Below are 25,044 nucleotides of genomic sequence, written 5' to 3'. Positions count from 1 at the left end.
GGTCGTCCCGGCGGAGGCGGGGGTCCGGCTCGTTCCGGGCTGACCGGTAGGGCGCGACGGCCGAGGCCGGCCCAGCCCAGCGTTACTCCGCCGCGTCCGCCTCGTCGCCGCGGAACCAGGCCTCGACCTTCCCCTTGTGCTTCATCGTCATCGGATTGCCGCGACGGTCCAGCGCCTTGCCCACCGGCAGCCGCACCCAGCCTTCGCTGATGCAGTACTCCTCGACATTGGTGCGCTCCACGCCGTTGAACCGGATGCCGATGCCGCGCTCGAGCACCGCCTCGTCGTAGAACGGGCTGCGCGGGTCGTTGGAAAGGCGGTCGGGAGGCGTGGCGGTCATGGTCGTTTCCGTGTGGCGGGTCCGGCGTGCGGCCGGGGCCGCACAGGATACGTGCGCCGGTGCGATCCCGCAGCCCGGGCGTGCGGCCTCAGGGATGCTCCCCGCGGCCCTGCGCCTTGGCGCGCGCGATCACCGCCCGGACCTGGGCGCGGTCGTGGTGGCGCGAGATGGCCACCGCGCCGAGCTCGATCGCCCGCTCGCGCAGTTCCGAGGGCACGTCGTAATGCGCCCCGGAGGTCTTGTTCTGGAAGGCCCGGCGCGGGATATCCAGCCGCCCGGCCATGTCGTGCAGCTCTTCCAGCGTGTCGGCCATCAGGTGCGCCCAGCGGCGACCGCGCCAGAGATGGACCGCATCGTCGACGTACACCGTCATGGCCCGACCACGACCTCCCGGGGAAACCTGAACGGGGATCGTATCTGAACCGTCCAGCTCGTTTCGGATTTGCAAAGCCGACCAAACACGTCCAACATGCCTGCGCTGCGTTAGCCAAGGGTCACGGTGAATGTGACCCGATGTGGATTCCGTTCTTCATCGTTGCACCTCGCTTTCTCCTTGCGACCAGCTCCATCCGCCGCCAAGTGCGGTCCCACCATCCGTATAGGAGAAAGTCATGTCGAACCGTGAAACCGGTACCGTCAAGTGGTTCAACGATGCCAAGGGCTTCGGCTTCATCAGCCGCGAGAACGGCGAGGACGTGTTCGTCCACTTCCGTTCCATCCAGGGCTCGGGCTTCAAGAGCCTGCAGGAAGGCCAGAAGGTGTCCTTCACCGTCGTCCAGGGCCAGAAGGGCCTGCAGGCCGACGCCGTGCAGGCGCTGTAAGCCTTTCGCACACGCGATACCAGAAAAGCCCGGCTCCGGCCGGGCTTTTCTTTTGGGCGCTGGAAAGTTCAGTCGCGCCGCAGGCGCACCATGCGGTCCATCAGGTGCTCCACCGCATCCGCCGGATGCAGGCAGCGGCCCAGGTGCACGGGCGAGGTCTGGATGATCGAGCTGCGTTTGGCGGTGAGCCAGTGGAACCGCGCGCGCTGCGGGAGCAGGCCGATCGGGCCGCTGCCGGGGCCGCCGGCGCAGATCGCCTCCATCGCGGCGAGGTGGCGACGCACCGTGTCCAGGTCGATGTCGGGATCGAGCGCGCGCAGCCGCGCTTCGTCCACTTCGATGCGCGCTTCCAGGAATTTCGCCGTCGGGCACGACAGCAGGATGCCGACGTTGACGAACTCCTCGCGCTCCACGCGCGGGACCACGCGGATCACCGCGTAGTCGTAGGTGTCGCGGCGCGGCGTGTCAGGCGCGTGCATGGATCGCCTCCTCGACGAACCGCTGGCGCTGCGCCAGCCGCTGCATGAAGTGTTCGACGTACGCGGCGCGGTGCTCGCGCGGATCGGCCGGCGTGTCCGCGCCGATGAGCCACGCGTCCGGTACGAGCGCGAGGATTCCTTCGAAATCGGCGCGCGTGAGCTTGCCCGACAACCGCGCATCGGCGCCGGCGATGTCGTCGGCCTGCGGCAGCAGCACGTGTTCGCGGATCATCGGGAACGCGCTGCCGGCGTGCGTTGGCGAACCGTCCCAGCCGTGATGGAAATACAGGGTGGCGCCGTGGTCGATCAGCCACGTGTTGCGATGCCAGACCAACAGGTTCGGATTGCGGAAGCTGCGATCGACGTTGCTGATGAAGGCGTCGAACCAGACGATGTCGGAGGCGAGCGCGCCGGGCACGCGTTCAGCGACCGGATCGAAGTTGATCGCACCGGGCAGGTAATCGAGCGCGAGGTTGAGGCCGTCGCTGGCCTTGATCAGTTCCTGGATCTCCGGGTCCGGCTCGGTGCGCGCGAGTTCCGCGTCGAGTTCGACGAAGACCAGCTCGGGAATCGGCAGTCCGAGCGCCCGCGCGATTTCGCCGGCGACGAGCTCCGCCACCAGCGCCTTCGCGCCCTGGCCGGCGCCGCGGAACTTCAGGACGTAGAGGCCGTCGTCGTCGGCTTCGATGATCGCGGGCAGCGAACCGCCTTCGCGCAGCGGCGTGACGTAGCGGGCGGCGGAAACGGTGCGCAGGGCCATGGGTCGCGGCGTGTGGAAGCCGCGACAGTGTGAGGCAGAAACGAGGAACTGGAAACGAGGAGCCGGAAACGAGTGGGCATCGCACGCCCACCCGTTTCTCGTTTCTCTACGCCCGTTCCTCGAACTCAGCGCCTATCCGCATCCTTCGCCGGTTCGGCGCCCGGCGCGGCGGGGGCGGAATCGCGCTGCGCGCCGCCGCTGAAGCCCTTCCAGTCCTTCTCGTTCTTCTTGGTGTTGCGATCGCCGGAGCTGTGCTCGTATTCGCGCTGGGACTTGCCGGCGGACTTGGGATCGGTCTCGACGTGACGCTGGCCCATGGCGGTCTCCCATCGTGTGGATGCCGCGTCGAGCCTGCGCGATCTGGCCTGAACCTGCCGTGTTGGCGATGTAAGCGCGGCGCGAAGGACGCGCAGTTCGAACGCGAGCTACCAGGTGTCCTCGAGCATGCGCGGACGGCTCGCGAGCCAGCCGCCGTAGAGCAGCGCGAGCAGGCACAGCGCCAGGAACGCGAACGGCCACGCCCAGCCGTGCGTGCCCTCGTGCAGCCAGCCGAACAGCAGCGGACCGAGGCAACTCAGGCTGTAGCCCACGCCCTGCACGAAGCCCGACAGCCGCGACGAACCGCCCGGCGTGCGCGTGCGCAGGTTGATCAGCGTGAGCGAGAGCGGAAACGTGCTCGGCCCCAGGCCCAGCAGTGCGACCCACAGCAGCGGCGCGGCCATCGGCGCGAGCAGCAGGCCGGCGAATGCGGCGAGGTAGCTCACGCCGCACGCGACCACGATCGGGAACGGATTGCGGATGCGCACCGCCAGCGCCGGCAGGAACAGTGCGCTCAGCAGGCCCATCGTCGAGAACAGCGCGACCATCGAGCCGCCCAGCGTCTGCGTGCCGCCGGCCTCGGTGAGCAGCTTCGGCAGCCAGGTGAACATCGAATACGTGGTGAGCGAGGTCATGCCGAACATCAGCGTGAGACCCCACGCGACCGGCGAGCGCCACACGCGGCCCGTCGCGGCCTGCGTGCCGTCGAGTTCGGGCGCGGGATCGCCGCACGCGACGGCGCGATCGTGCGCATCCGTCAGCGCCTTCGCCTGGCGCGAATGGCCGAAGCGTTCCATCCACAGCACGCCGATCCACGGCAGCGCCGCCGCCGCCGCGACCAGCGACCACGCGCCGAGCGACACGCGCCAGCCGGCCGCGTGCGCGATCGGCACCGCGAGCAGCGCCGGCAGGATCGTGCCCAGCTGCAGCACGGTGATGTAGAGCGTGCTGACGGTGCCGACGCGATCGCCGAAATAGCGCTTCACCAGCGGCGGCAGCACGACGTTGCCCATGCCCATGCCGGACAGGGCGATGGCCGAGGTGACCAGCAGCATCGACGTGTCGCCGACGAAGGCGCGCGCGAACAGGCCGATGGTGGCCAGCGCCATCGCCAGCAGCGCCGTGCGCTCCAGTCCCAGGCGATGCGCGATGGCCGGCGTCACCACGCCGAACAGCGCGAACGCCGCCGTCGGCACCATGCCGAGCACGCCGGTCATGGTCGGCCCGAAGCCGAAGGTTTCGCCGAGCGTGTCGAGCAGCGGCGTGAGCGAGGTCACCGCCGTGCGCAGGTTGAAGGCCGACATCGCGATGCCCGCCAGCACGAGCGCGCGGTCGCGCCACAACGGGCGGGCGAGCGGGGCGGCGAGGGCGTCTGCGTTCATCGGAAATAACCTGTGCGTCCCGCGCGGGGCGGGTGCGGGTGTCGTTCGGATTCGTGTCGCGCGCGTCGCGCGGGGGAAGAAAGCCAGCAAGGGCCGCGTGCAGTGTGCTGGAACGACGTCCGCGCGGCCACCGTTCATGCGACAACACTGGGTTCCACGGCCGATTGCGCAAAGGCGGTCTTCACCATGAGCTCACCATCCTGACCTCACCCGAACGCGCATCGCGCGAAACGGCCCGGATTCACCACCGATTCGCGTCCCCGGAACAAGACTCCAGTCCCCTGCCAGACAAAGAGGCTCCGGATGAAGAAGACCCTCATGCTGATCGCGCTGCTCCCCGCCATGGGCGTGGCCTTCGCGCAGAACGCCGCACCGACGGAGCCGCTGACGCAGGCGCAGGTGCGCACACGCCTGACCGAGCAGGGCTACACCAACATCAACGACGTGAAGTTCGAGGACGGCGTGTGGAAGGCCGACGCGCGCAGCGCCGAAGGCGAGCGCGTGGACCTGCGCCTGGACGCGAAGACGGGGCAGGTCTACCCCGACCAGCAGGTCGCCAACCTCGGCGAAGCCGACGTGCGCGCCCGCCTGTCCGCCGCCGGCTACACCAACGTGCACGACGTCGATTACGAGGACGGCATCTGGAACGCGGAGGCGGACGATCCGTCGGGCAGGGACGTCGAACTGAAGATCGATCCGGCGACGGGGAAGATCATCGGGAAGGAGAAGGATTGATCGTTGACCTTCCTGCCTTTTGCTCCCTCCCCTGCTTGCAGGGGTGAGGAGGGACGCATGCGCGTCACTGGCGCGCGTCCCGACGAACGCCATCGGGCTATGCCCGATGGTCGTGGGGTTGGGGGAGGGATGAAGCCCACAGCGCCTTATCGTTCGGCTTGACCTGCAAGCGCGGCGGAGCCAACGGCCACCCATGCCCAACGTTGGCTGGCACCCCGCCGCGACGCTCCTTACCATCGGCCGGCACTCCGCCCTCAGGTCCACTCCATGAAGCTACCGGCCGTATCGCTGCTCGCGCTGTCCCTCTCGCTCGCCCTCAACCCCGCGTTCGCCGGCAAGCCGGCCGCGACCGACATCGATCCCAAGCGCCTCTCGCAGGACGTCAAGGTCCTGTCCTCCGATGAATTCGAGGGCCGCGGCCCCGCCACGGCCGGCGAAACCAGGACCATCGACTACGTCGTCGCGCAGATGAAGGCCGCCGGCCTGCAGCCGGGCGGCGACCTCAAGGACGGCAAGCGCGAATGGACCCAGGCCGTGCCGCTGGCACGCGCCGAGATCAAGGGCACGCCGACGCTGTCCGTCGCCGTGAACGGCAGGTCGCAGACGCTGGCGCAGGGCGAGCAGATCGCCGTGCGCGCCGCGCAGGACGGCTCCACCGCCATCGACATCAGCAAGGCCCCGCTCGTCTTCGCCGGCTATGGCGTGAGCGCGCCGGAACGCGGCTGGGACGACTTCAAGGGCGTGAACCTGAAGGGCAAGATCGCCGTCGTCCTGATCAACGATCCGGACTTCGAAGGCGGCGAAGGCGACTTCGGCGGCAAGGCGATGACCTATTACGGTCGCTGGACCTACAAGTACGAGGAGGCCGCGCGCCAGGGCGCGCTGGGCCTGCTGATCGTGCACGAGACCGACCCGGCGTCGTACGGCTGGGCGACGGTGAAGAACTCCAACACCAACACGATGTTCGACGTCGTGCGCGACGATCCGGCGTCGGTGCATCCCAGGCTCGAAGGCTGGATCCAGCGCGATTTCGCGCAGCAGCTGTTCAAGCAGTCGGGCCTGGATTTCCACGCGCTCAAGGCGCAGGCGAAGACCAAGGCGTTCAAGCCGGTCGAATTGAAGGGCGCGACGCTGAGCGCGAAGTACGACGTGGATCGCCAGATCATCACCTCGCACAACATCGTCGGCCGCATCGATGGTACGAAGCGCCCGGACGAGACGGTCATCTATTCGGCGCACTGGGACCACCTGGGCGTCGGCCAGCCGGACGCGAAGGGCGACAAGATCTACAACGGCGCCGTCGACAACGCGACCGGCACCGCTGCGCTGATCGAAATCGGCCGCGCGTTCGCCAAGGCACCGACGAAGCCGGAACGCTCGGTCGTCTTCCTCGCCGTGACGGCGGAAGAGAAGGGCCTGCTCGGTTCGGAGTACTACGCCTCCAAGCCCCTGTACCCGCTGGGCAAGACGGTCGCGGTGATCAACATGGATGCGCTCGATCCGCACGGTCCGGCGCGCAACTTCACCACCTCCGGCAGCGCCAAGCAGGAGCTGCTGGATGAGCTGATCGATACCGCGAAGAAGGTTGCGAACCTGGATTACGTCAGCGATCCGAAGCCGGAAGCCGGCCACTTCTTCCGCTCCGATCACTTCCCCTTCGCCAAGCGCGGCGTGCCGGCGGTGTCGTTCGGCTCGGGCAACGACCTGGTCGACGGCGGCCTGGAAGCGGGCAAGAAGATGGAAGACGCCTACGTCGCCGACCGCTACCACCAGCCGGCCGACGAATGGGAAGCCGACTGGACCTTCCTCGGCATGGCGCGCGACCTGGGCCTGCTCTACACCGTGGGCCGCAACCTGGCCGATTCGGATCGCTGGCCGAACTGGGACGCGTCGAGCGAGTTCCGCGCGGCGCGTGACCAGACGGCGGGTGATCGGAAGTAAAGCGTCGTGTGATCTGCTTTGCCCCCTCTCCCGCGAGCGGGAGAGGGGTTTTTACCGCCGAGGGTGAGAGGCTCGACCGCAGGCAGATGAGGCGCTCAGCCCGCGCGGGCTTCCACCAGCCGCAGCGCCTCGATCACCGCCCCGCTCTCCTCCACCTGCGCGAACTCCGCCCGCAACGTCGCCAGATGCGCGCGCTGTATCGCGTCGGCGGGGATCACCGAGCCGTCGGCATCCTTCAGATCGAAACACGCGCACGCATCGCCGATGACGATCGTGCGATAGCCCAGGTTCGCCGCGACGCGTGCGGTCGTCGACACGCACATGTCCGTGCTGATGCCGAACAACACGACGGTGTCGATGTTCAGTCGACGCAGGCGCAGGTCCAGATCGGTGCCGATGAAGGCCGCATTGACCGACTTGGTCACCAGCGGCTCGCCTTCCAGCGGAACGAAACCCGGACGATGCGCGTTTCCCGGATGCCCCGGCGCCAACACCGAGCCTTCCATCACCGAATCGTGCCGCACGTGGATCAGCGGCAAGCCGGCGCGGCGCCACGCATCCAGCACGCGCAGCGCATTGGCTTCCATCGCCGGGTTATTGCGCGGCGGCCACGGCGGCAGGTCGAAACCGCACTGCACGTCGATGGGAATCAGCGCACTGCGCGTGTCAAGTTCGAGGGCGGAACGCGGGGCATTCATGGATCGGGGGATCTCGCGGGTCGGTGGGCGCCACGATGCGCGCTCGCCAGCGCCGGTCTCAACCCGGCAGAATGCCGGCGACACCGGCACTCCCGTTGCGATGAAGAACCTCGACGCCATCGATCGCCAGCTCATCGCCCTGCTGCAGGACAACGCGCGGATGTCGACGGTCGCGCTGGCGAAGGCGGTGGGCCTGGGGCGGAGCACCGTGCAGGAGCGCCTGCAACGGCTGGAGAACGCGGGCGTCATCGCCCAGTACACGGTGCGGCTGGGCAGCGCGGGCGATCCGCTGCAGGCCTGGCTGATGCTGCGTTATGCGGACGGCTTCAGTTGCGACGACGTGATGCCGCTGCTGGTCGCGATGCCGCAGGTGCGGCTGTGCCACAGCGTCGCGGGCGAACTCGACCTGCTGGTGCTGGTGCAGGTCGATTCGCCCGGCGAGCTGGCCGACCTGCGCGAGCGCATCATCGGCTTCAAGGGCGTGGACGACGTCACCACGGTGCCGGTCCTGCGCACGACGCTGGACCGGCGCTGACTGGCAGGCCCCTCCTCACCCCAGCTTGCGTGAAGCCGCATAGGCCAGCAGGTTGCCCAGCCCCGTCACGCCGAGCAGCACGGCGACCACGCCGGGGGTGATCTCGCGCCAGCCGAAGGCCTCGATCAGCGCGAATCCCACGGCGACCGCCAGCAGCAGGATGCCCCAGCGCAGCGACGCATGCCGGCGCTGCAACGCTTCGGCCTGCACCAGCGAGCGGATCAGCTCTTCCGAACCGTTGCTGGCGATGAGCTTGGCGCGGGTGCGGGCGTCCACGACCACCTTGATGGCGTAGACGACGCAGATGAACATGACGATGGGGATCAGGAATTCGAAGTTCATGGGTGTTCTCTCGGGCCGTGACGGTGGGTACGGAACGGGAGATACGGCCGGGCGGCGATCGGTTGCAGGGGCCGGATGCATTCCCGTGAAGGCCGCGTTGCAACCATCGGGCCCCTGAACGTATCCACACAGGTCATGACCGGTGAAACCCCGTGACCGAGGACGACCGCAAGCTGGTGGACGCCGTGCTGGGCAACGTGCCCGGCGCGTTCGAACGCCTTGTGCGCGAGTACCAGGGCCTGTGCTGGCACATCATCCAGCGCATGGTCCGACAGCCGGAGGACACCCGCGAGCTGTGCCAGGAGGCCTTCCTCCGCGTGCACCAGTGCCTGCACCAGTACCGTGGCGAGAGCGCGCTGAAGTCGTGGATCGGGCAGGTGGCCTATTCAGTCGCCAAGCGGCACCTGGAGAAGCGCCGCATCGCGATCGCCGAACCCGTGGGCGACGAGGACGACGGCCTCTCGCTGCTCGACCAGATCAGCGACGGTTTCGACCTGGAGACCGCCTGCGCCGACGCCGAGATCGCCGCCGGGCTGCACGAGGAAATCGAGGCGCTGCCGCCGTTGCAGCGCACGCTGCTGACGCTGTATCACCTGGATGAAGTGCCCATCGTCGAGATCGCCCGCATCACCGGTCTCGCCGAAGGTACGATCAAGAGCCATCTGTTCCGGACCCGCGCGCGGTTGCGCGAACGCCTGCAGGCCCGGATGGGAGTGACCGCATGAACACGCCCGGAAGCCATCGCCCCGACGACCCCAACGACCCGCCCGTGAGCCGTCCCGGCTGGCGCGGCCTCGACGCGTTGCGGCTGGAAGCCGAATGGCAGGCGCAGGAGCGCGCGTTGGAACAGGAACGCCGCGGCCTGCCGCTCGATCCCGCCGATTCGCGACTGGCCGAATACCGCCTGATCGCGCGCGCATTGCGCACGCCGGCGATGGAGTCGGTGCCTTACGACCTCGCCGCGCAGATCGTGCGCCACGTGGAAGGCACGCCGGCCGCCGGCGAGCTGCTGGAGCGCTGGCTGCTTCGCGTGCTGGCGACGGTGTTCGCGCTGGCGGCGATCGCGGTGGTGGGCGCGTACGGCGCGCAGTGGCTGCCCGCCTTCGCCCGGATGTGGCCGACGCTGTCGCCTCAATCGGCCGACTGGGCCGGCCTGCTGGTCGGCTGCCTCGCGGTGTCGCTGGCGTGGCAGGGCGTGGTGCGGTTGATGCGGCAGGATGCGGAGATGCCGGCTGGTTTGGCGTGATGCTTTGAGTCCCTCTCCCAGCGGGAGAGTGGCTTGTGGCCCTTGTAGCCCGGGTAAGCGAAGCGCACCCGGGAGCCTGCGCTGAGGCGGCTGAAACCCCGGGTGCGCTTCGCTTACCCGGGCTACAGAGGCTGCTTGATAGGGGTCGAAGCGCCGCTTCGAATGAAGCGCCGCTTCGAAGGACGCGAACGATGCCATCCATGGCCAGGCGTTCGGCAGGCCACGCGGCAGTGCCGCGAAGCACGGGCTTCGAACGGGCTGCCACTGCCATCCCTGGCGTCACACACCGGCTTCGGATCGCCCGGCCCGGCCATCCATGGCCGGTCGTTCGCGGCCGCGCGCGCCAGTGGCGCGCAAGCGCGGCCGCTCCCCCCTTGATGCACACCACCTGCCGCAGCGTATGCACGATCTCCACCAGGTCGCGCTGCGCCGCCATCACCGCGTCGATGTCCTTGTACGCGGCGGGCGACTCGTCGATCACGCCCGCGTCCTTGCGGCATTCGACGTGCGCGGTGGCCTCGCGATGCTCCTTCAGCGTGATTCGTGCGCGTGCGGCGGTGCGGCTCATCACGCGGCCGGCGCCGTGGCTGCAGCTGTGGAAGCTGTCCGCGTTGCCCTTGCCGCGCACGATGAAACTGCGTGCGCCCATGCTGCCCGGGATGATGCCGAGCTCGCCCTCACGCGCGCTGACCGCGCCCTTCCGCGTGACCAGCAACGATTCGCCGAAGTGGTCCTCGCGCTGCACGTAGTTGTGATGGCAGTTCACCGCCGACTTCTCCGTCTGGAACTTCGGCAGGCGGTGGCGCATCTCGTGCAGCACGCGCGCCATCATCGCCTCGCGGTTCACACGCGCGTAGTCCTGCGCCCACGAGACCGCTTCGACGTACTCGTCGAACAGCGGCTCGCCTTCGAGGAAGAACGCGAGGTCGCGATCGGGCACGTGGAAACCGAGCACGCGCTTCTCCAGCTCGCGACGCGCCAGTTCGATGAAGTACGTGCCGATGAGGTTGCCGGTTCCGCGCGAACCCGAATGCAGCATCACCCACACGCGATCGGCCTCGTCCAGGCAGATCTCGATGAAGTGGTTGCCGCCGCCGAGCGTGCCGATCTGGCGATCGAGCTTGTCCGGACGGATCTTCGGATGCTTCTGGCGGATCTTCGCCAGCCGCGCGACGAGGTTGGACTTCTCCAGCGCCGTCTCCACGCTGTCGGGAATCCGGCGGTGCTCGCCGCCCGGACCGTTGCCGACCGGGACGCTGCGCTCGATGGAGTTGCGCAGCAGCGACAGGTCGTCGGGCAGGTCGTCGGCTCGCAGCGTCGTGCGAACCGCGGCCATGCCGCAGCCGATGTCGACGCCGACCGCGGCCGGGATGATCGCGCCCTTCGTCGGCACGACCGATCCCACCGTCGCGCCGATGCCCAGGTGCACGTCGGGCATCACCGCGACCCACGGCCCGACGAAGGGCAGGGTGGTGATGTTGCGCAGCTGCTGCCGCGCCTGGTCCTCGACCGGCACGCCGTGCGTCCAGCCCTTGATCGGCGTGGTCGCACCTTCGGCGTGCAGCAGGTCGAATGAAGCGTGTTGCGTGTTCATGGTTCCATTCCTTGTGAAAAACCGTGCGGCGCGTATCCGTTCGCCCCGCACGGAAGCTTACTGCTTGAGGCTCACCAGCTGCTTCATCACGCCGTCCAGGCCGCCGAACACGGTGAGCTTGTCGATCTTCTCGGTCACCTTCTCCAGAGCTTCCAGCTCCTTCAGGCGCATCAGTACCGGGCTCTCCTCGATCAGCTTCGCGGTGTTGAGCAGGGAACGCGTGGCGTTCGCCTCCTCGCGACGACGGATCACGTTGGCCTGCGCCGACTTTTCCGCCTGCACGACGCTGTTGAGGATCTCCTTCATCTCGCCCGGCAGGATCACGTCCTTCACGCCCACGCCGAGCAGCAGGGCACCGACCTCGCCGACGCGGCCGCGCACGTAGCCGAAGATGTCGGCGTCGAGCGATGCCTTGTCGCCGAGCAGTTCGTCCAGCGTCTTGGCGGAGACCGCCTTTCGCAGGCCGAACTGCAGCTCGCGATACACGTACTCGGCGTACTTGCCGACCTTCGTGATCGCGGCGACCGGATCGACGATGCGCACGCTTGCGGCGAGGTTCACGCGCAGGCTGACCTTGTCGCGCGTAAGCAGCTCCTGGCCGGAGACCTCGAGCGACTGCACGCGCAGGTCGACCGCCTGCACCACGACGTTCTTCCGGAAATTCCAGAAGGCGTACGAACCCGCGCCCACGACGCGCACGAGCTTGCCGTCGACGAACACCAGGCCGGCGAACTCGGCCGGGACCGGCAGCACGACGGCGACCTTCTCCAGCACGCCGAGCTGGCGCAGACGCGTCGCGACGTCGTTCGGCACATCCGGCTCGTCCTGCAGCGCGAGCGTGCGCACCTCGATCGCAATCGGGCCCTTCCAGTACAACCGGCGCGAACCCGGCGCGAGGATTTCCTCCAGGCGGCCGTTCTTCATCACCAGGCCGACTTCGTCCACGCCGATGTCGGCGAGCACGAACGTGGCGGCCAGGCACGTGCCCAGCGCGTCGATCAGCGCGTTCTCGTCGCTGCCGACGTACTCGGCGCGCAGCGCGATGTTGTGCACCTTCACCTCGACCGCGCCGAACGGGTCGAACCACGTGTGCACGCCCGGCGCGATGACGCCTTCGAATTGACGGTTGCGATACACCAGGCCGCGCTCGCCGTCGCCGATCACGACCTTCTTGGTCCAGAACATTGGAATGTCCTCCTTGTTATTGGCTCTGATGTTTCGATCCGCTTGGTGCGCGAGGGACCGGTTGCCGCGTTTGATTGGCGTCCCGGCGAAAGCGCCGCGACGCAGGAAAAAGTTGGAAACGCCCCGGACGTCGAATCCGCGGAGCACGTCGCGCCCGATGCATTCGATGCGATGGCGACCTGGATCGCGTCGCAGACCGACATCGCCTGCGACCGAATCCGTGCAGCCAGCGCACGCATGCGCGAGGGCGACGGCCCGGCGGATCCACCGCTGCGATATTCCGATCGCATCCGCATGAAGCCGGATGCGACACGGAACGCCGCAAGGGGCGTTTCCGATGGAGGGACTTTCGTCCCGATGTAACGACGTGAAAGGTCGTTTGGAGCGGGAATCGAACCCGCGACTCTCAGGCTTCGGACCTGATGCTCTACCCGACTGAGCTATCCAGTGGTGGACAAGCCGGAATCGAACCGGCGGCCAATGGCATGCGCCATTGCTCTACCTCTGAGCTACTGTCCAAGCACGACGCACTGCAATCCATCCCCGGCATGCGCCACGGCAATGCCGCGCGCACCGGGCAGGCACGGCTTCCGCCGCGAACCTGCGCCGCTGTGGACGTTTCGCATGGTGCGTCGTTCATTGGCGTCGCGATCCACCGCAAGCGATGTGCCGTGACGCCAATCCTGTGTGCGAATGCAACCGCCCGCCGCCCGCGCCGAAGCATCCAGGCGCAGCGCTGATGCGCTTCACGGCATTCCCCTCATCGAAACCAGCATGTTCCGGATGCTTCGGGATGCGCGATGCAATCGCGTTGTGATCGTGTGTGGTTGGCCTTTGCGAACGCTGGAAAACAAAACGCCCCCGGGTACGGACCGAGGGCGTTCGCGTTGCCTCGGGGAGATCGGGGTGACCGATCTCCCTCAGGAAGATCAGTCGTATCGGACCGTTTCGTCGCGCAGCCACGGCGCGCGCACGAAACCGCAGCAGCCGATGGGCCGCAGTGCGATGTGCTTTGCGATGTGGGCGAAGGATTTCATGGCGTGACGAAGATCGTGATGGTTTGTGTGCAACGAAGGGCGCGCACGTTACGCGTTCGAAAAAGCGAATGCAATACCGTTCGTCGGGGTCGAGCGGGCGAATGCGTCGTGCATGCGATCGAACGCACTCAGCGCAACAGCGGCGCGAGCTGCGTCCACACGTGATCGCGCAGCTTCGGTTGCGCGCTCGCGACCGGATGCAGGTTGTCGTCCTGGAACGCGTTGCGATCCAGCGCGATCGGTTCCAGCAGGAACGGTAGCAACGCCACGCCGTGCTGCTTCGCCAGCGCGTTGTAGTTCTCGCTGAAGCCCTGCGTGTATTCGCGACCGAGGTTGGGCGGCATGCGCATGCCGATCAGCAGCACCTTCGCGCCGCTTTTCTTCGACGCGGTGATCATGCGATCCAGGTTCGCACGCGATTGCGCCAGCGGCAGGCCGCGCAGGCCATCGTTCGCGCCGAGCTCGATCACCACCACCGCCGGCTTGTTGCGCTTGAGTTCGCCGTCGATGCGCGCGGCGCCACCGGCGGTGGTCTCGCCGCTGATGCTCGCGTTCACCACGCGCCAGCCGGGTTTGGTCTTCGCGATGCGGTCGGCGGTGAGCGACACCCAGCCCTGCGAGGCCGCCAGCCCGTATCCGGCCGACAGCGAATCGCCCATCACCAGTACGGTGCGGACCGCCTGCGGCGCGGGCGCGGCCTTCGCCGCGGGCTGGGCGAAGGCCGGGAATGCGACCGCCAGCATCAGCGACAGCGCCGCGACCCAGCCGATGGCACATTGAACCCGATGCGCAAAACCGGCATATCCGGACAGTGCGGCGGCTGAACCGCGGGCATTGGTCGTCTTAAAGAACATTTAATCCGCGCTCCCAAGAATGGATGTACAGCTGGACACGATGAACGAACACAGCATAAGGACGAACATGGCCCATTCCATCGCACCGCGCACACGCGCACAAGCCGCGCTTCAGGTGAGCGCGCTGGGCAAGCGCGTGATGCTGCCTTCTGGCGAGCTGACGATCCTGAGCGAGGTGTCGTTCGACATCGCGCCCGGCGATACGGTGGCGATCGTCGGAGCGTCCGGCTCGGGCAAGAGCACGCTGCTGTCGCTGCTTGCAGGGCTGGACACGCCCAGCGACGGGCGCGTGGTGCTCGACGGCGAAACGCTGTCCACGCTGGATGAAGATGGTCGCGCGCGCGTGCGCGGCGAGAAGGTCGGCTTCGTGTTCCAGAACTTCCAGCTGCTGCCGTCGCTCACCGCGCTGGAGAACGTGATGCTGCCGCTGGAACTGCGCGGCGACCGCGAGGTCGATGCGCCGGCTCGCGCGATCCTGGAGAAGGTCGGCCTCGGCCAGCGCCTGGACCACTACCCGCGCCAGCTGTCCGGCGGCGAGCAGCAGCGCGTCGCGCTCGCGCGCGCGTTCGTCACGCGGCCGTCGCTGCTGTTCGCCGACGAACCCACCGGCAACCTCGACACGCACACCGGCCAGGCCATCATCGAACTGCTGTTCGAACTGAACGCGCACGCAGGCACGACGCTGGTGCTGGTCACGCACGACGAACACCTCGCCTCGCGCTGCGGTCGCCTGCTCCGCCTCGACAGCGGCCGGCTGGTGGCGTCATGAAGCCGGGCAACGGCATCGTCGCGCTGGCCTGGCGCCAGTTGCGGCGCGATCTCGCGGCCGGCGACGTGCGCATCCTGATCGCCGCGCTGGTGCTCGCCGTCCTGGCGGTGACGGCGGTCGGCTTCGTCACCGATCGCGCCGAACGCGCGCTCGCGATCGAAGCCAACCGCCTGCTCGGCGGCGATGCCGTGGTGCGCGCCGATTCGCCCATCGTCGGCGCGGTGCGCGACGCGGCCAACGTGCCGGCGCTGCAACGCACGGAAACCATCGAGCTGCAGACGATGATCCGCGTCGGCGAACGCCTGCAGCTCGGCGACCTGCGCGCGCTGGGCGAAGGCTTCCCGCTGCGTGGCGCGTTCCGCATCGCCGGCACCGACCATGTCGAACGCGATGCGGGCGGCGTGCCCGCGCGCGGCACCGTGTGGATGAGCCGCGCCGGCGCCGACACGCTCGGCGCGAAGCCCGGCGACGAGATCTCGCTGGGCGACGCGCGCCTGCGCCTGGCGGCGCTGGTGGTGCAGGAACCCGACGCGGCGCTCGACTACTTCAACGTCGCGCCGAAGGTGTTCCTCAACCTCGCCGACGTGCCGTCCACCGGCCTCGTGCAGGAAGGCAGCCGCATCCGCTACCGCCTCGTCGTCGCCGGGCCTGCCGCCGCGGTGGAGACCTTCGTCGCGAAGGCGAAGCCGGCGCTCGGACGCGGGCAGCGCCTGGAAACCATCGCCGACGCGCGGCCGGAGATCCGCTCCGCGCTCGACCGTGCCGGCCGCTTCCTCGGTCTCGCCGCGCTCGTCTCCGTCGTGCTCGCCGCCGTCGCGGTCGCGATGGCCGCGCGGCGTCACAGCGCACGGCATCTGTCCGGCACCGCGGTGATGCGCTGCCTCGGCGCGAGCCAACGCACGCTGGTCGGCATCCAGGTCGGCGAACTGCTGATGCTCGGCGTCGTCGCCAGCACCATCGGCGTGCTGCTCGCGTTCGCGCTGCAGTGGGCGATCGGCGGCTGGCTCGCGCAGGCGCTGAAGCTGTCGATTCCGCCGGCGGGCTGGATGCCGGCCTTGCAGGGTTATGGCGTCGGGCTGGTGGTGCTGATGGCCTTCGGCGCGCCGCCGGTGCTGGCGTTGCGTCGCGTGCCGGCCTTGCGCGTGCTGCGTCGCGACCTCGATCCCACCGAGCCGAGCGCGTGGCTGGTCGGCATCGCCGGCTTCGTCGGGCTCGCCGCGCTGCTGTGGTGGAAAGCCGGTTCGGCCGCGCTGGGTTTCTCGATGCTCGGCGGCATCGCCGCGACGCTGCTGGTGCTCGCGCTGCTGGCGTGGGCGCTGATCGTCGTGGTGCGGCGCGTGCGGTCGCGCCTGCGCGGCAGCCTTCGCTACGGCCTGGCGAACGTGAGCCGTCGCGCCGGCACGAGCATCGCGCAGGTGTCGGCGCTCGGCCTGGGCCTGATGGCGCTGCTGCTGCTGACCTTCGTGCGCACGGACCTGCTGGACCGCTGGCAGCTCGCGCTCGCAAGCGATGCGCCGAACCGCTTCATCATCAACGTGCAGGACGACCAGGTCGACGCAGTGCGTGCGTTCATCGCCGAACAGGGCGTGGCCGCGCCGACGCTGTATCCGATGATCCGCGGGCGCCTGGTCGAGCACAACGGCAAGCCCGTCACCGGCAAGGATTACGAGGAGCAGGGCGCACGCGCGCAGCGGCTGGCCGAACGTGAGTTCAACCTGTCCGTCGCAGACCGGCTTCGCGACGACAACCGCGTCACCGAAGGCGAGTTCTGGACGGGCAAGCCCGCCAAACCCGAAGTCTCCGTCGAGGAGGAATTCGCCAAGCGGCTGGGCTGGAAGATCGGCGACCGCATCGCGTTCGACATCGCCGGCCAGGCGTTCGAGGCGACGATCACCAGCCTGCGCAGCGTGGAGTGGGAGAGCTTCCGTCCGAACTTCTTCGTGATCGCCTCGCCCGGTTCGCTCGACGGTTTCCCGGCCAGCCACATCACCGCGGTGAGCGTCCCGCCGCAGCGCACGCGCTTCACCGCCGAGCTGGTCGAGCGCTTCCCGAACCTGTCGGTGATCGACATCGACGCCGTGCTCAAGCAGGTGCGCAGCACGGCCGACCAGGTCTCGACCGTGGTGGAAGTGGTCTTCTACTTCTCGCTCGCCGCCGGCCTGCTGGTGCTGATGGCCGCGGTGAGCGCGAGCCAGGACGAGCGGCTGCTCGAAGGCGGCGTGATGCGCGCGATCGGCGGCAGCCGGCGGCAGTTGCGGCTGGCGCAGGCGTCGGAGTTCACGGCGATCGGCCTGCTGTCGGGACTCACGGCGGCGATTGCTGCGTCGTTGCTGGCGGGCGTGGTCGCCACGCAGGTGTTCGACCTGCCGTGGGAAGCGGACTGGCGCATGGCCGCGGTCGGCGCGGTGGCGGGCGTGCTCGCGGCGCTGCTCGCGGGCATGTTCGCGACGCGGCGCGTGCTGGATGCGCCGCCGTCGGTGACGTTGCGCGAACTACAGGGCTAGCAAGCTCCTGTAGCCCGGGTAAGCGCAGCGCATCCGGGATTGCCTCGCCGTTGCTGCAACCCGGGTGCGGCCTGCGGCCTTACCCGGGCTACAAATGCTGCAAACGCATCGCAACCGGATCGCGCTACTGCACCACTCCCTGCGGCTGCGCACCGAAGCGCCGCGGATAGTCCCGCTCCTCGATCACCCGATCGACTTCCTCGGTCGCCAGATCCGGCGCGCCGTAGACGGCATAGGCGATCTCGCCGTCGCGCACGCCGATCTGGTGCAACCGATAGCGCGGCCGGCCACCGCCGGTGTTCTCGGGGTAGTGCAGCGGCGGCTCGGCGCCGTCCATGTCCAGTTCGCTGTTGTCGACCGTTCCGCCGACGAAGAGGGCGCGCATCGCGGTTCTCCTTCTGGGCCTTTGCACGCGATGGTGGCCCGCGCGGCGTTGAATCGGCATGAAACCGCGCGCGGATGCCGCATCGCGCACAGGTAGAATTGACGGCGATCACCTTTCACGCAGCCCCGGACCCGCCCATGCGCGCCGAAGACGGCGACGTCGCACTGGAAACCCTGTTCCTGCCGTTCATCGACGGTTCGCTCGCGTGGCCGTCTTCCGGCGGTGCGTTGTTCCTGCGCGCGCGCGATGGCTGGCCGCTGCACCAGCGCGCCTGGCCCGGACTGCGTTGCGAACAGAGCTTCCGGCCCGCGGCCGATGCGCTCGAACGCTCCGGCATGACGCGCGCCGACGAGGACGAAACCACGCGTTTTCCGCTCGTTCTCGTGCTGCCGCCGCGCCAACGCGACGAAGCGCGCGCGCTGTTCGCACGCGCCGTCGCGCGCTGCGCGCCGGGCGGTCGCATCGTCGCCTGCCTTGCGAACAACGAAGGCGCGAGGTCGGGCGAAGCGGACCTGGAGCGCATCGCCGGCGCCGTCGCGAGCCTGTCGAAGAACAAGTGCCGCGTGTTCTGGACCGCGCCCCTGGACGGCCCGGCCGACGCCGCGCTTGCCGCGCAATGGGCCCAGGCCGACGCGCCGCGACCGGTCGCCGAGGGCCGCTTCATCAGCCGCCCCGGCGTGTTCGCCTGGGACCGCATCGATGCGGCCTCGCGCCTGCTTGCCGAACACCTGCCGCACGATCTCGCCGGGCACGCGGCGGATCTGGGCGCCGGTTACGGCTATCTCTCGGTGGAACTGCTCACGCGCTGTCCGGGCATCCGCGCCGTCGATTTGTACGAAGCCGAACGACGCGCGCTGGATCTCGCGCGCGTGAACCTCGCGCCGTTCGCCGATCGCGCCGCGCTCGGTTTCCACTGGCATGACGTCACGCGTGGCGTGGACGGCGCATTCGACGTGGTGGTCTGCAATCCGCCGTTCCATGCGCAGGGCCGCGCGGACCGCCCCGACATCGGCCGCCGTTTCATCGCCGTCGCAGCGCAGGCGCTGAAGCCGGGCGGGCGGTTGTGGCTGGTGGCGAACCGCCATCTGCCCTACGAGTCCGAGCTGGACGCGCGCTTCGGGCGCGCACGCATCGTCGCGCAGGAAGGTGCTTTCAAGGTGGTCGAAGCCGTGCGCTCGCAACAGGGATCCACTGCATGAAGCTCGTCAAACTCATCGCCAACCTCGGCTACGGCAGCCGCAAGGACGTGACGGCGATGTTCCGCGAAGGCCGCATCACCGATCCGCAGGGCGAGGTGCTGTACGCCGACGACAAGGTCGGTCACGACGCCATCCGCGTCGACGGCGAACCGCTCGATCCGCCGCCCGGCATGACGCTGATGCTGCACAAGCCGGTCGGCTACACGTGTTCGACGAAGGATCCCGGCCGCGTCATCTACGACCTGCTGCCGCCGCGCTTCCGCCTGCGTTCGCCGCTGTTGTCGAGCGTGGGCCGGCTCGATCGCGACACCAGCGGCCTGCTGCTGATGACCGACGACGGCGCGCTGCTGCATCGCATCGTCTCGCCCAAGGCGAAGCTGGCGAAGGTGTACGAGGCGACGCTCGCGCAGGACCTGCGCGGCGACGAAGGCGCGGTGTTCGCCAGCGGCACGCTGATGCTCGAATCGGACACCACGCCGCTCGCGCCCGCCGCGCTGCACGTGCACGATGCGCGCCACGCCGCGTTGACGCTGACCGAAGGCCGCTACCACCAGGTGCGGCGCATGTTCGCGGCGGTCGGCAACCACGTCGAGGCGCTGCATCGCAGCCGCATCGGCGGACTTTCGCTCGGCGACCTGCCCGCCGGCCGCTGGCGTTTGCTGGACGCCGGCGATCTCGACATCCTCTTCGGAGCCAATGCATGAGCCTTCTCGCGCCCGTGGACTTCACGCCCGCCGCGGTGCTGTTCGACATGGACGGCCTGATGATCGAAAGCGAACGCGCGCTGCTGCAGTGCTGGCGCGAGGCGTCGCAGGAGCTGGGGCTCGAACTCGAGGACGCGCTGTGGCTGTCGTTCGTCGGGCTTTCCGATCGTGCGTGCCATGAGCTGCTGCGCGCGCGCCTGGGCGACGAGGACATGCTGCAGGCGCTGCTGCACGGCCTGCAGGTGCGCTACGACGCGCACGTCGAGGCGGGCCTGCCGTTGAAGGTGGGCGTGCTGGAGCTGCTCGCGCTGCTGGAGGAGCGCGGCATCCCGCGTGCGGTCGTCACCTCGACGCGCCGCGAGCGCGCGCTGCAGAAGCTCACCACGACCGGCCTGCTGCCGCATTTCGACGAGGTGGTCGCCGGCAACGAGGTGCGGCACACCAAGCCCGCGCCGGACATCTACCTGCTCGCCGCGCAGCGCCTGCGCGTGTCGCCGTCCGACTGCGTCGTGCTGGAGGATTCCGTGCCCGGCGTGCGCGCCGCGCTCGCGGCGGGCATGACGCCGATCCAGGTGCCGGACCTGGTGATTCCCGACGACGCCGTGCGCGCGCTCGGCCATCGCATCGTCGATTCTCTGGTGCATGCGCGGGCGTTGATCGAGCCGGCGCTGAAAGCCTGTGATTGAAGGCCCTCTCCCTCGGGAGAGGGGTGGGGTGAGGGGTAACGGAAGGGAAGCGTACGAAAAGCAGGTGCGGTGAGTGCCGCGAGCTTCGACCTTGCCCCTTCGTCGCCCCTCATCCGCCCTCCGGGCACCTTCTCCCGCAGGGAGAAGGGAAGGGATCACTCCATCAACCGGTCCCAGCCCTCAGGCCCCAGCTTCTCCAGCGTCGCGATGTTCCGCTCCACGATCACGTCAGGATCCGGAAACGCCGCCACCGCCCGATCGATGCTCGCCTCGCGCAACAGATGCAGCGTCGGATACGGCGAGCGGTTGGTGAAGTTGCCCATCTCGTCGGCATACGTGCCGGCGAACCGGTACTGCGGATGGAAGCTCGCGACCTGGATCTCGCCTTCCAGGCCCAGCGCCGCGACCGCAGCATCAGCGCGATCGAGGAAATCGTTGTAGTCGAGGAAGTCCGCCAGCACGCGCGGATGCACCAGCAGCGTGGTGTCCACGACGTCGGGATCCGTACGCGCGAGCAGCGACAGTTCGGAGGCGAGCTCGTCCAGCAGCGCGTCCGGCGTGGTCGCCTCGCTGAGCACGAAACGCACCTGCTGCTTCACGTACACGGCTTTCGCGAACGGGCACAGGTTGAGCCCGATCACCGCGCGTTCCAGCCAGCGGCGGGTCGCGGCGATGGGGTCTTCGACGTCCACGCGCGTCAGTCGCGGAAGTTTTCGAACTGCAGCGGACGCTCGAATTCGACGCCGCGCAGCAGCGCGATCGCCGCCTGCAGGTCGTCGCGTTTCTTGCCGGTCACGCGCAGCTTGTCGCCGTTGATCTGGCTGTCGACCTTGAGCTTGGCGTCCTTGATCGAGCCCTGGATCTTCTTCGCCAGCTCGCGCTCGATGCCCTGCTTCACCGTGATCTTCTGCCGCGCGCCGGCCAGGTTGGTTTCCACGTCGCCGAACTCCAGGCAGCGCACGTCGATGCCGCGCGCGATGAGCCGCGCACGCAGGATGTCGTTCATCTGCTTGAGCTGGAAATCGCTCGGCGCCGATTGCGTGATGACCTGGTCCTCGAGCACGAACTTCGCGTCCACGCCCTTGAAATCGAAGCGCGTGCCGAGCTCGCGGTTGGCCTGGTCTACGGCGTTGGTCAGTTCGTGGCTGTCGACTTCGGAGACGATGTCGAAGGAAGGCATGAGCGGCTCCGTGGACGGTTTCGGGGGCGCAAAGGGTAGCGCAGCGGGCGCGAAGGTGCAGCGTTGGAACGCTGTGTCGACGCCATGCCGACCATTGGCGCACGGTGCGCGCATGCCGGCGCGACTAGACTTCCCGTCATCCGCCGCATTCTCAGGAATCCCCATGTCCAAGACGCCCGCCTACGCCGCGCTCGGCGCGACCACGCCGCTCGTTCCATTCGCCATCGAGCGCCGCGAGCCCGGTCCGCACGAAGTCCTCATCGACATCCTCTACTGCGGCGTGTGCCACTCCGACATCCACCAGGCGCGCGACGGCTGGGGCGGCTCGGTGTTCCCGATGGTGCCGGGCCACGAGATCGTCGGCCGCGTGTCCAGGGTCGGCAGCGAAGTCGCCGCGTTCAAGATCGGCGATGCGGTCGGCGTGGGCTGCTTCGTCGATTCGTGCCGCACGTGTCCTTCGTGCGAAGCCGGCGAGCAGCAGTACTGCAATTTCGGCATGACCGGCACGTACAACAGTTTCGAGCGCGATCCTGGCGACCGTCGCCGCCAGGACCGCACCCGTCCGACCTACGGCGGCTATTCCACGCAGATCACGGTCGATGCGGGCTACGTGCTGCGTATCCCCGATTCCATCCCGCTCGACCGCGCCGCGCCGCTGTTGTGCGCGGGCATCACGACGTATTCGCCGCTGAAGCATTTCGGCGTCAAGGCGGGCGATCGCGTGGCGGTCGTCGGACTGGGCGGACTGGGCCACATGGCGGTGAAGCTGGCCGCGGCGATGGGCGCGCACGTCACGGTGCTGAGCACGTCCGAGTCCAAGCGCGCCGATGCGCTCGCGCTGGGCGCTCGGGATTTCGCTGCGACGCGCGATGGCGACGTGTTCAAGGCGCTCGCCGGCCGTTTCGATTACATCCTCGACACCGTCTCGGCCGAACACGACTACAACGCGTACCTCAACCTGCTCAAGCTCGACGGCACGATGGTGCTGCTCGGCCTGCCGGAAGCCCCGGAGCCGGTCGCCGCCGGTGTGCTGATCCGCAAGCGCCGGCGCCTGGCCGGCTCGATGATCGGCGGCATCGCGGAGACGCAGGAGATGCTGGATTTCTGCGCTGAGCATGGCGTGGCGTCGGACATCGAGCTGATCCGGATGGACCAGATCAACGAGGCGTACGAGCGGATGTTGAAGTCGGATGTGCGGTATCGGTTCGTGATCGATATCGACAGCCTGCGGCATGCGGCGGGGTGAGGCCGCGCGCTTGCGAGCCACTGGCTCTCGCGCGGCCGAACGCCCGGCCATGGATGGTCGGGCAGGGCGACGCGGAGCCGGTGCGTGGCGCCATGGCCGGGATGGCGGGATTGCCCGCGAAGACGGTGCTGCTCTTGTAGCCCGGGTAAGCGAAGCGCACCCGGGGTTGGAGAGGCGAACGCGCTCCCGGGTGCGCTTCGCTTACCCGGGCTACAAAGGCTACAAAGGCTACAAAGACTTCAAAGGCGGGCATTGTTTCCGCACCTCGCCGTCGCGTCCTTACGGCAACAACGAGAGCGATCAAAGCGGCCCCACCGCGCGGAAAGACACACGAATCCGGCCCCTGCCGCCCCAACCCCCGCGCGCCGTATAGTGCCGACCCCACCCGTCGGTTCACGCCATGTCCCCCTCCCGCAATCCGCAACAGGGCCGCGCCATGCTGACCATGCTGGTCGCGGTGGCGATGTTCGCGATGATGGACGCGGGGCTGAAGCAGCTGGCCACGCACTATCCGCCGTTCCAGGTGGCGTCGCTGCGCGGTGCGGCGTCCCTGCCGCTGGTGCTGGTGTGGGCGATCGCCACGGCCGGCATCGCGCCGCTGCTGCGCGTGCGCTGGTCGCTGCACCTGCTGCGCGGCGTGCTGGGCGTGGCGATGATGGCGACGTTCGTCTATGCCGTTGCCCGCTTGCCGCTGTCGACGACCTATTCGATCTTCTTCGTCGCGCCGCTGCTGATCACCGCGCTGTCGGTCCCGGTGCTCGGCGAGAAGGTCGGACCGCGGCGCTGGGCCGCCATCGTCGTCGGCCTCGTCGGCGTGATCATCCTGCTGCGCCCCACCGGCGAGGGCATGATCAGCCTGGCCGCGATCGCCGTGCTCGTCGCGGCGGTGATGTACGCCGTCAGCGCGATCACCGTGCGCGTGCTCGCGCGCACCGACAGTACGCAGTCGATGATGGTCTGGCTGATGGTGATGATCGCCGCCGGCGCGGGCGCGATGGCGTGGCCGGACTGGGTGGCGATCCGTCGCGAGGACCTGTGGCTGATCGCCGGCATCGGCGTGGCCGGCGCGCTGGGACAGTACGCGATCACCGAGGCGTTCCGCCTCGGCGAGGCGTCCGCGATCGCCCCGCTGGAATACACCGCGCTGGTATGGGGCGTGCTGTTCGACCTCACGTTCTGGGGCGTGTTGCCCGATGCGATCACCTGGATCGGCGCGGCGATCATCGTCGTCAGCGGCCTGTACCTGATCCGGCGCGAGAAGGTGCACGCGGAGGCGGAGCATCCCTGAGGGCGAGGAAAGCGTGGAGGGGAACGAGGAACGAGAGACAGCCAGGACGCCTCGTTCCCCGTTCCTCTAGACCCGTTCCTGGCGGTAAAGCTTCTGGCACCGCTCGCAGAAAAACGCCCGCCGCTGCGCGCGTCCCAGCTTCGCCCGGTACGTCAGTCGCTGGCCGTCGCGCGGGCAGAGCGTCTTCGTATGCACCTGGTAGTGCTTGCGCAGCACGTAGGCCTTTTTCCAGCGCAGGAAATCGAAGCTGTATTCGCGCGCCTGCGTCACCAGTTCGCCGAGCTTGCGCGAGGACAACGCACCCACCCGGCTCTCCGGATGCACGCGGATCCGGTGCAGCACCTCGTTCTTGATGATGTTGCCCACGCCGGAAAAGATCGTCTGGTCGAGCAGCGCGTCGGCGGCGAGCATCTCCGGCCGCGCGCGCAGTTTGCGTCGCGCCTGCTTCGGGTCCCAGGCGTCGGCCATGACGTCGGCACTCCAGTCGTAGACCGTGTCGAGGTCGCCTTCGATGTAGCGCAGCGAGCAGGCGTAGAAGTTCAGTTCGTCGCCATCGTCGAAGCGCAGGCTCATGCGCGGCGCGGCTTCGCGGCGTTCGTTGATGCGGTAGCTGCCGAACAGCATGAAATGCACGCGCATCGTGAACGCGGGAAAACGGATCAGGAAATGCTTGCCCCAACTGCACAGCGCGGTGATGCGTTCACCGCGCATGCGTTGCAGGTCCAGCCGGCTGTTGCCGGCGACCTGCGTCACCAGGCGCCCTTCGAACCCCGCCGCCTCCTCGCGCAGGATGACGATCGAGGGACCTTCGGGCAC

Annotated in this window: 28 protein-coding genes, 2 tRNA genes and 1 pseudogene; 14 read left to right on the top strand and 17 right to left on the bottom strand. The window is 68.4% G+C overall.

Translation table 11 applies throughout. The features are described from left to right. Positions 1-82: 82 nt before the first annotated feature. Together I4U41_RS16785 and I4U41_RS16780 are read right to left on the bottom strand one after the other, a co-directional pair. The gene (locus I4U41_RS16785; RefSeq protein WP_206862309.1) at positions 83-340 is read right to left on the bottom strand and encodes a DUF3297 family protein; all 258 of its coding nucleotides are present in this window, start codon (positions 338-340) and stop codon (positions 83-85) included. 88 nt (positions 341-428) lie between these two features. Next, entirely contained in the window at positions 429-713 is a 285-nt protein-coding gene (locus I4U41_RS16780) for a DUF4031 domain-containing protein (protein ID WP_206862308.1), read from the bottom strand. Positions 714-951: 238 nt separating this feature from the next. Here I4U41_RS16780 and I4U41_RS16775 point away from each other — a divergent pair, with 238 nt between their 5' ends. Continuing rightward, the gene (locus I4U41_RS16775) at positions 952-1,161 is read left to right on the top strand and encodes a cold-shock protein (RefSeq protein ID WP_115841954.1); all 210 of its coding nucleotides are present in this window, start codon (positions 952-954) and stop codon (positions 1,159-1,161) included. Positions 1,162-1,229: 68 nt separating this feature from the next. Here the strand turns inward: I4U41_RS16775 and I4U41_RS16770 are convergent, their stop codons facing one another. From I4U41_RS16770 to I4U41_RS16755, 4 genes are all read right to left on the bottom strand, one after another. Next, positions 1,230-1,640 carry a DUF3037 domain-containing protein gene (locus I4U41_RS16770; protein ID WP_206862307.1) on the bottom strand — a complete coding sequence of 137 codons (411 nt, stop codon included), beginning with the start codon at positions 1,638-1,640 and terminating at the stop codon, positions 1,230-1,232. Beyond that, positions 1,627-2,394 (bottom strand): HipA family kinase, encoded by a 768-nt coding sequence (locus I4U41_RS16765; RefSeq protein ID WP_206862441.1) that lies wholly within the window; start codon positions 2,392-2,394, stop codon positions 1,627-1,629. Before I4U41_RS16765 ends, I4U41_RS16770 begins: the two co-directional genes overlap by 14 nt. A gap of 131 nt (positions 2,395-2,525) precedes the next feature. Then, the gene (locus I4U41_RS16760) at positions 2,526-2,717 is read right to left on the bottom strand and encodes a hypothetical protein (protein WP_206862306.1); all 192 of its coding nucleotides are present in this window, start codon (positions 2,715-2,717) and stop codon (positions 2,526-2,528) included. A 108-nt stretch (positions 2,718-2,825) separates the two neighbouring features. Beyond that, the gene (locus I4U41_RS16755; RefSeq protein ID WP_206862305.1) at positions 2,826-4,100 is read right to left on the bottom strand and encodes an MFS transporter; all 1,275 of its coding nucleotides are present in this window, start codon (positions 4,098-4,100) and stop codon (positions 2,826-2,828) included. A gap of 303 nt (positions 4,101-4,403) precedes the next feature. Here I4U41_RS16755 and I4U41_RS16750 point away from each other — a divergent pair, with 303 nt between their 5' ends. Next, on the top strand, positions 4,404-4,835 hold the full coding sequence (locus tag I4U41_RS16750) for a PepSY domain-containing protein (RefSeq protein WP_206862304.1): 432 nt from the start codon (positions 4,404-4,406) through the stop codon (positions 4,833-4,835). Positions 4,836-5,102: 267 nt separating this feature from the next. After that, positions 5,103-6,776 (top strand): M28 family metallopeptidase, encoded by a 1,674-nt coding sequence (locus tag I4U41_RS16745; protein ID WP_206862303.1) that lies wholly within the window; start codon positions 5,103-5,105, stop codon positions 6,774-6,776. A gap of 95 nt (positions 6,777-6,871) precedes the next feature. Here I4U41_RS16745 and I4U41_RS16740 read toward each other — a convergent pair whose 3' ends face one another. Further along, complete coding sequence (locus I4U41_RS16740) at positions 6,872-7,474, bottom strand: cysteine hydrolase family protein (RefSeq protein ID WP_206862302.1); 603 nt, start codon at positions 7,472-7,474, stop codon at positions 6,872-6,874. 100 nt (positions 7,475-7,574) lie between these two features. Between I4U41_RS16740 and I4U41_RS16735 the strand changes: the two genes are divergently transcribed. Then, entirely contained in the window at positions 7,575-8,009 is a 435-nt protein-coding gene (locus I4U41_RS16735; protein ID WP_206862301.1) for an Lrp/AsnC family transcriptional regulator, read from the top strand. Positions 8,010-8,024: 15 nt separating this feature from the next. On the opposite strand, the gene I4U41_RS16730 is transcribed toward I4U41_RS16735, so the two are convergent. Continuing rightward, positions 8,025-8,351, bottom strand: a complete 327-nt coding sequence (locus I4U41_RS16730) for a DUF6249 domain-containing protein (protein WP_206862300.1) — start codon at positions 8,349-8,351, stop codon at positions 8,025-8,027. A gap of 152 nt (positions 8,352-8,503) precedes the next feature. On the opposite strand from I4U41_RS16730, the gene I4U41_RS16725 reads away from it, so the two are divergent. Together I4U41_RS16725 and I4U41_RS16720 are read left to right on the top strand one after the other, a co-directional pair. Then, complete coding sequence (locus I4U41_RS16725; RefSeq protein WP_206862299.1) at positions 8,504-9,076, top strand: sigma-70 family RNA polymerase sigma factor; 573 nt, start codon at positions 8,504-8,506, stop codon at positions 9,074-9,076. After that, positions 9,073-9,597, top strand: coding sequence for a hypothetical protein (locus I4U41_RS16720; protein ID WP_206862298.1), 525 nt, complete (start codon positions 9,073-9,075; stop codon positions 9,595-9,597). The genes I4U41_RS16725 and I4U41_RS16720 overlap by 4 nt, the downstream gene beginning before the upstream one ends. A gap of 370 nt (positions 9,598-9,967) precedes the next feature. On the opposite strand, the pseudogene I4U41_RS16715 reads toward I4U41_RS16720, so the two are convergent. Both I4U41_RS16715 and I4U41_RS16710 read right to left on the bottom strand, forming a co-directional pair. After that, a pseudogene (locus tag I4U41_RS16715) lies at positions 9,968-11,191 on the bottom strand (RtcB family protein); the annotation flags it as partial. Between the two features lie 57 nt (positions 11,192-11,248). Continuing rightward, a complete protein-coding gene (locus tag I4U41_RS16710; protein ID WP_206862297.1) occupies positions 11,249-12,376 on the bottom strand; it encodes a slipin family protein in 1,128 nt (375 codons plus the stop codon). 45 nt (positions 12,377-12,421) lie between these two features. On the opposite strand from I4U41_RS16710, the gene I4U41_RS16705 reads away from it, so the two are divergent. Beyond that, on the top strand, positions 12,422-12,739 hold the full coding sequence (locus I4U41_RS16705; RefSeq protein ID WP_206862296.1) for a hypothetical protein: 318 nt from the start codon (positions 12,422-12,424) through the stop codon (positions 12,737-12,739). A 16-nt stretch (positions 12,740-12,755) separates the two neighbouring features. Here I4U41_RS16705 and I4U41_RS16700 read toward each other — a convergent pair. The 3 genes from I4U41_RS16700 to I4U41_RS16690 form a co-directional block, all read right to left on the bottom strand. After that, positions 12,756-12,823: transfer RNA gene (locus tag I4U41_RS16700), tRNA-Ser, on the bottom strand. 3 nt (positions 12,824-12,826) lie between these two features. Beyond that, positions 12,827-12,895: transfer RNA gene (locus I4U41_RS16695), tRNA-OTHER, on the bottom strand. Positions 12,896-13,541: 646 nt separating this feature from the next. Beyond that, on the bottom strand, positions 13,542-14,267 hold the full coding sequence (locus I4U41_RS16690) for an arylesterase (protein WP_242525306.1): 726 nt from the start codon (positions 14,265-14,267) through the stop codon (positions 13,542-13,544). 67 nt (positions 14,268-14,334) lie between these two features. Between I4U41_RS16690 and I4U41_RS16685 the strand changes: the two genes are divergently transcribed. Then, the gene (locus I4U41_RS16685) at positions 14,335-15,036 is read left to right on the top strand and encodes an ABC transporter ATP-binding protein (protein WP_206862295.1); all 702 of its coding nucleotides are present in this window, start codon (positions 14,335-14,337) and stop codon (positions 15,034-15,036) included. After that, the gene (locus tag I4U41_RS16680; protein WP_206862294.1) at positions 15,033-17,540 is read left to right on the top strand and encodes an ABC transporter permease; all 2,508 of its coding nucleotides are present in this window, start codon (positions 15,033-15,035) and stop codon (positions 17,538-17,540) included. Before I4U41_RS16685 ends, I4U41_RS16680 begins: the two co-directional genes overlap by 4 nt. 124 nt (positions 17,541-17,664) lie before the next feature. On the opposite strand, the gene I4U41_RS16675 is transcribed toward I4U41_RS16680, so the two are convergent. Beyond that, the gene (locus tag I4U41_RS16675; protein WP_206862293.1) at positions 17,665-17,925 is read right to left on the bottom strand and encodes a hypothetical protein; all 261 of its coding nucleotides are present in this window, start codon (positions 17,923-17,925) and stop codon (positions 17,665-17,667) included. A gap of 137 nt (positions 17,926-18,062) precedes the next feature. Here I4U41_RS16675 and I4U41_RS16670 point away from each other — a divergent pair, with 137 nt between their 5' ends. Genes I4U41_RS16670 through I4U41_RS16660 form a run of 3 tightly spaced genes read left to right on the top strand, consistent with a single transcriptional unit; the run spans position 18,063 to position 20,514 of the window. Continuing rightward, positions 18,063-19,124, top strand: a complete 1,062-nt coding sequence (locus I4U41_RS16670; protein WP_206862292.1) for a class I SAM-dependent methyltransferase — start codon at positions 18,063-18,065, stop codon at positions 19,122-19,124. Continuing rightward, entirely contained in the window at positions 19,121-19,828 is a 708-nt protein-coding gene (locus tag I4U41_RS16665) for a pseudouridine synthase (protein WP_206862291.1), read from the top strand. The genes I4U41_RS16670 and I4U41_RS16665 overlap by 4 nt, the downstream gene beginning before the upstream one ends. Next, positions 19,825-20,514 (top strand): HAD family hydrolase, encoded by a 690-nt coding sequence (locus tag I4U41_RS16660; protein WP_206862290.1) that lies wholly within the window; start codon positions 19,825-19,827, stop codon positions 20,512-20,514. The genes I4U41_RS16665 and I4U41_RS16660 overlap by 4 nt, the downstream gene beginning before the upstream one ends. A 155-nt stretch (positions 20,515-20,669) precedes the next feature. Here the strand turns inward: I4U41_RS16660 and I4U41_RS16655 are convergent, their stop codons facing one another. Together I4U41_RS16655 and I4U41_RS16650 are read right to left on the bottom strand one after the other, a co-directional pair. Continuing rightward, a complete protein-coding gene (locus I4U41_RS16655; RefSeq protein ID WP_320415215.1) occupies positions 20,670-21,206 on the bottom strand; it encodes a DUF1415 domain-containing protein in 537 nt (178 codons plus the stop codon). A 5-nt stretch (positions 21,207-21,211) separates the two neighbouring features. Further along, entirely contained in the window at positions 21,212-21,694 is a 483-nt protein-coding gene (locus tag I4U41_RS16650) for a YajQ family cyclic di-GMP-binding protein (RefSeq protein ID WP_206862289.1), read from the bottom strand. A 163-nt stretch (positions 21,695-21,857) separates the two neighbouring features. Here I4U41_RS16650 and I4U41_RS16645 point away from each other — a divergent pair, with 163 nt between their 5' ends. Both I4U41_RS16645 and I4U41_RS16640 read left to right on the top strand, forming a co-directional pair. Continuing rightward, complete coding sequence (locus tag I4U41_RS16645; RefSeq protein WP_206862288.1) at positions 21,858-22,940, top strand: NAD(P)-dependent alcohol dehydrogenase; 1,083 nt, start codon at positions 21,858-21,860, stop codon at positions 22,938-22,940. Positions 22,941-23,340: 400 nt separating this feature from the next. Then, on the top strand, positions 23,341-24,228 hold the full coding sequence (locus I4U41_RS16640) for a DMT family transporter (RefSeq protein WP_206862287.1): 888 nt from the start codon (positions 23,341-23,343) through the stop codon (positions 24,226-24,228). A gap of 66 nt (positions 24,229-24,294) precedes the next feature. On the opposite strand, the gene I4U41_RS16635 is transcribed toward I4U41_RS16640, so the two are convergent. After that, on the bottom strand, positions 24,295-25,044 hold the full coding sequence (locus I4U41_RS16635) for a DNA-formamidopyrimidine glycosylase family protein (protein WP_206862286.1): 750 nt from the start codon (positions 25,042-25,044) through the stop codon (positions 24,295-24,297).

Origin of the sequence: Lysobacter changpingensis (assembly GCF_017308985.1) — a bacterium.
In the GTDB taxonomy this organism is placed as follows: Bacteria; Pseudomonadota; Gammaproteobacteria; order Xanthomonadales; family Xanthomonadaceae; genus Lysobacter_J; species Lysobacter_J changpingensis.
Note: the sequence above shows the minus strand (reverse complement) of the source record. Positions and strands in the feature narration are given on the sequence as shown.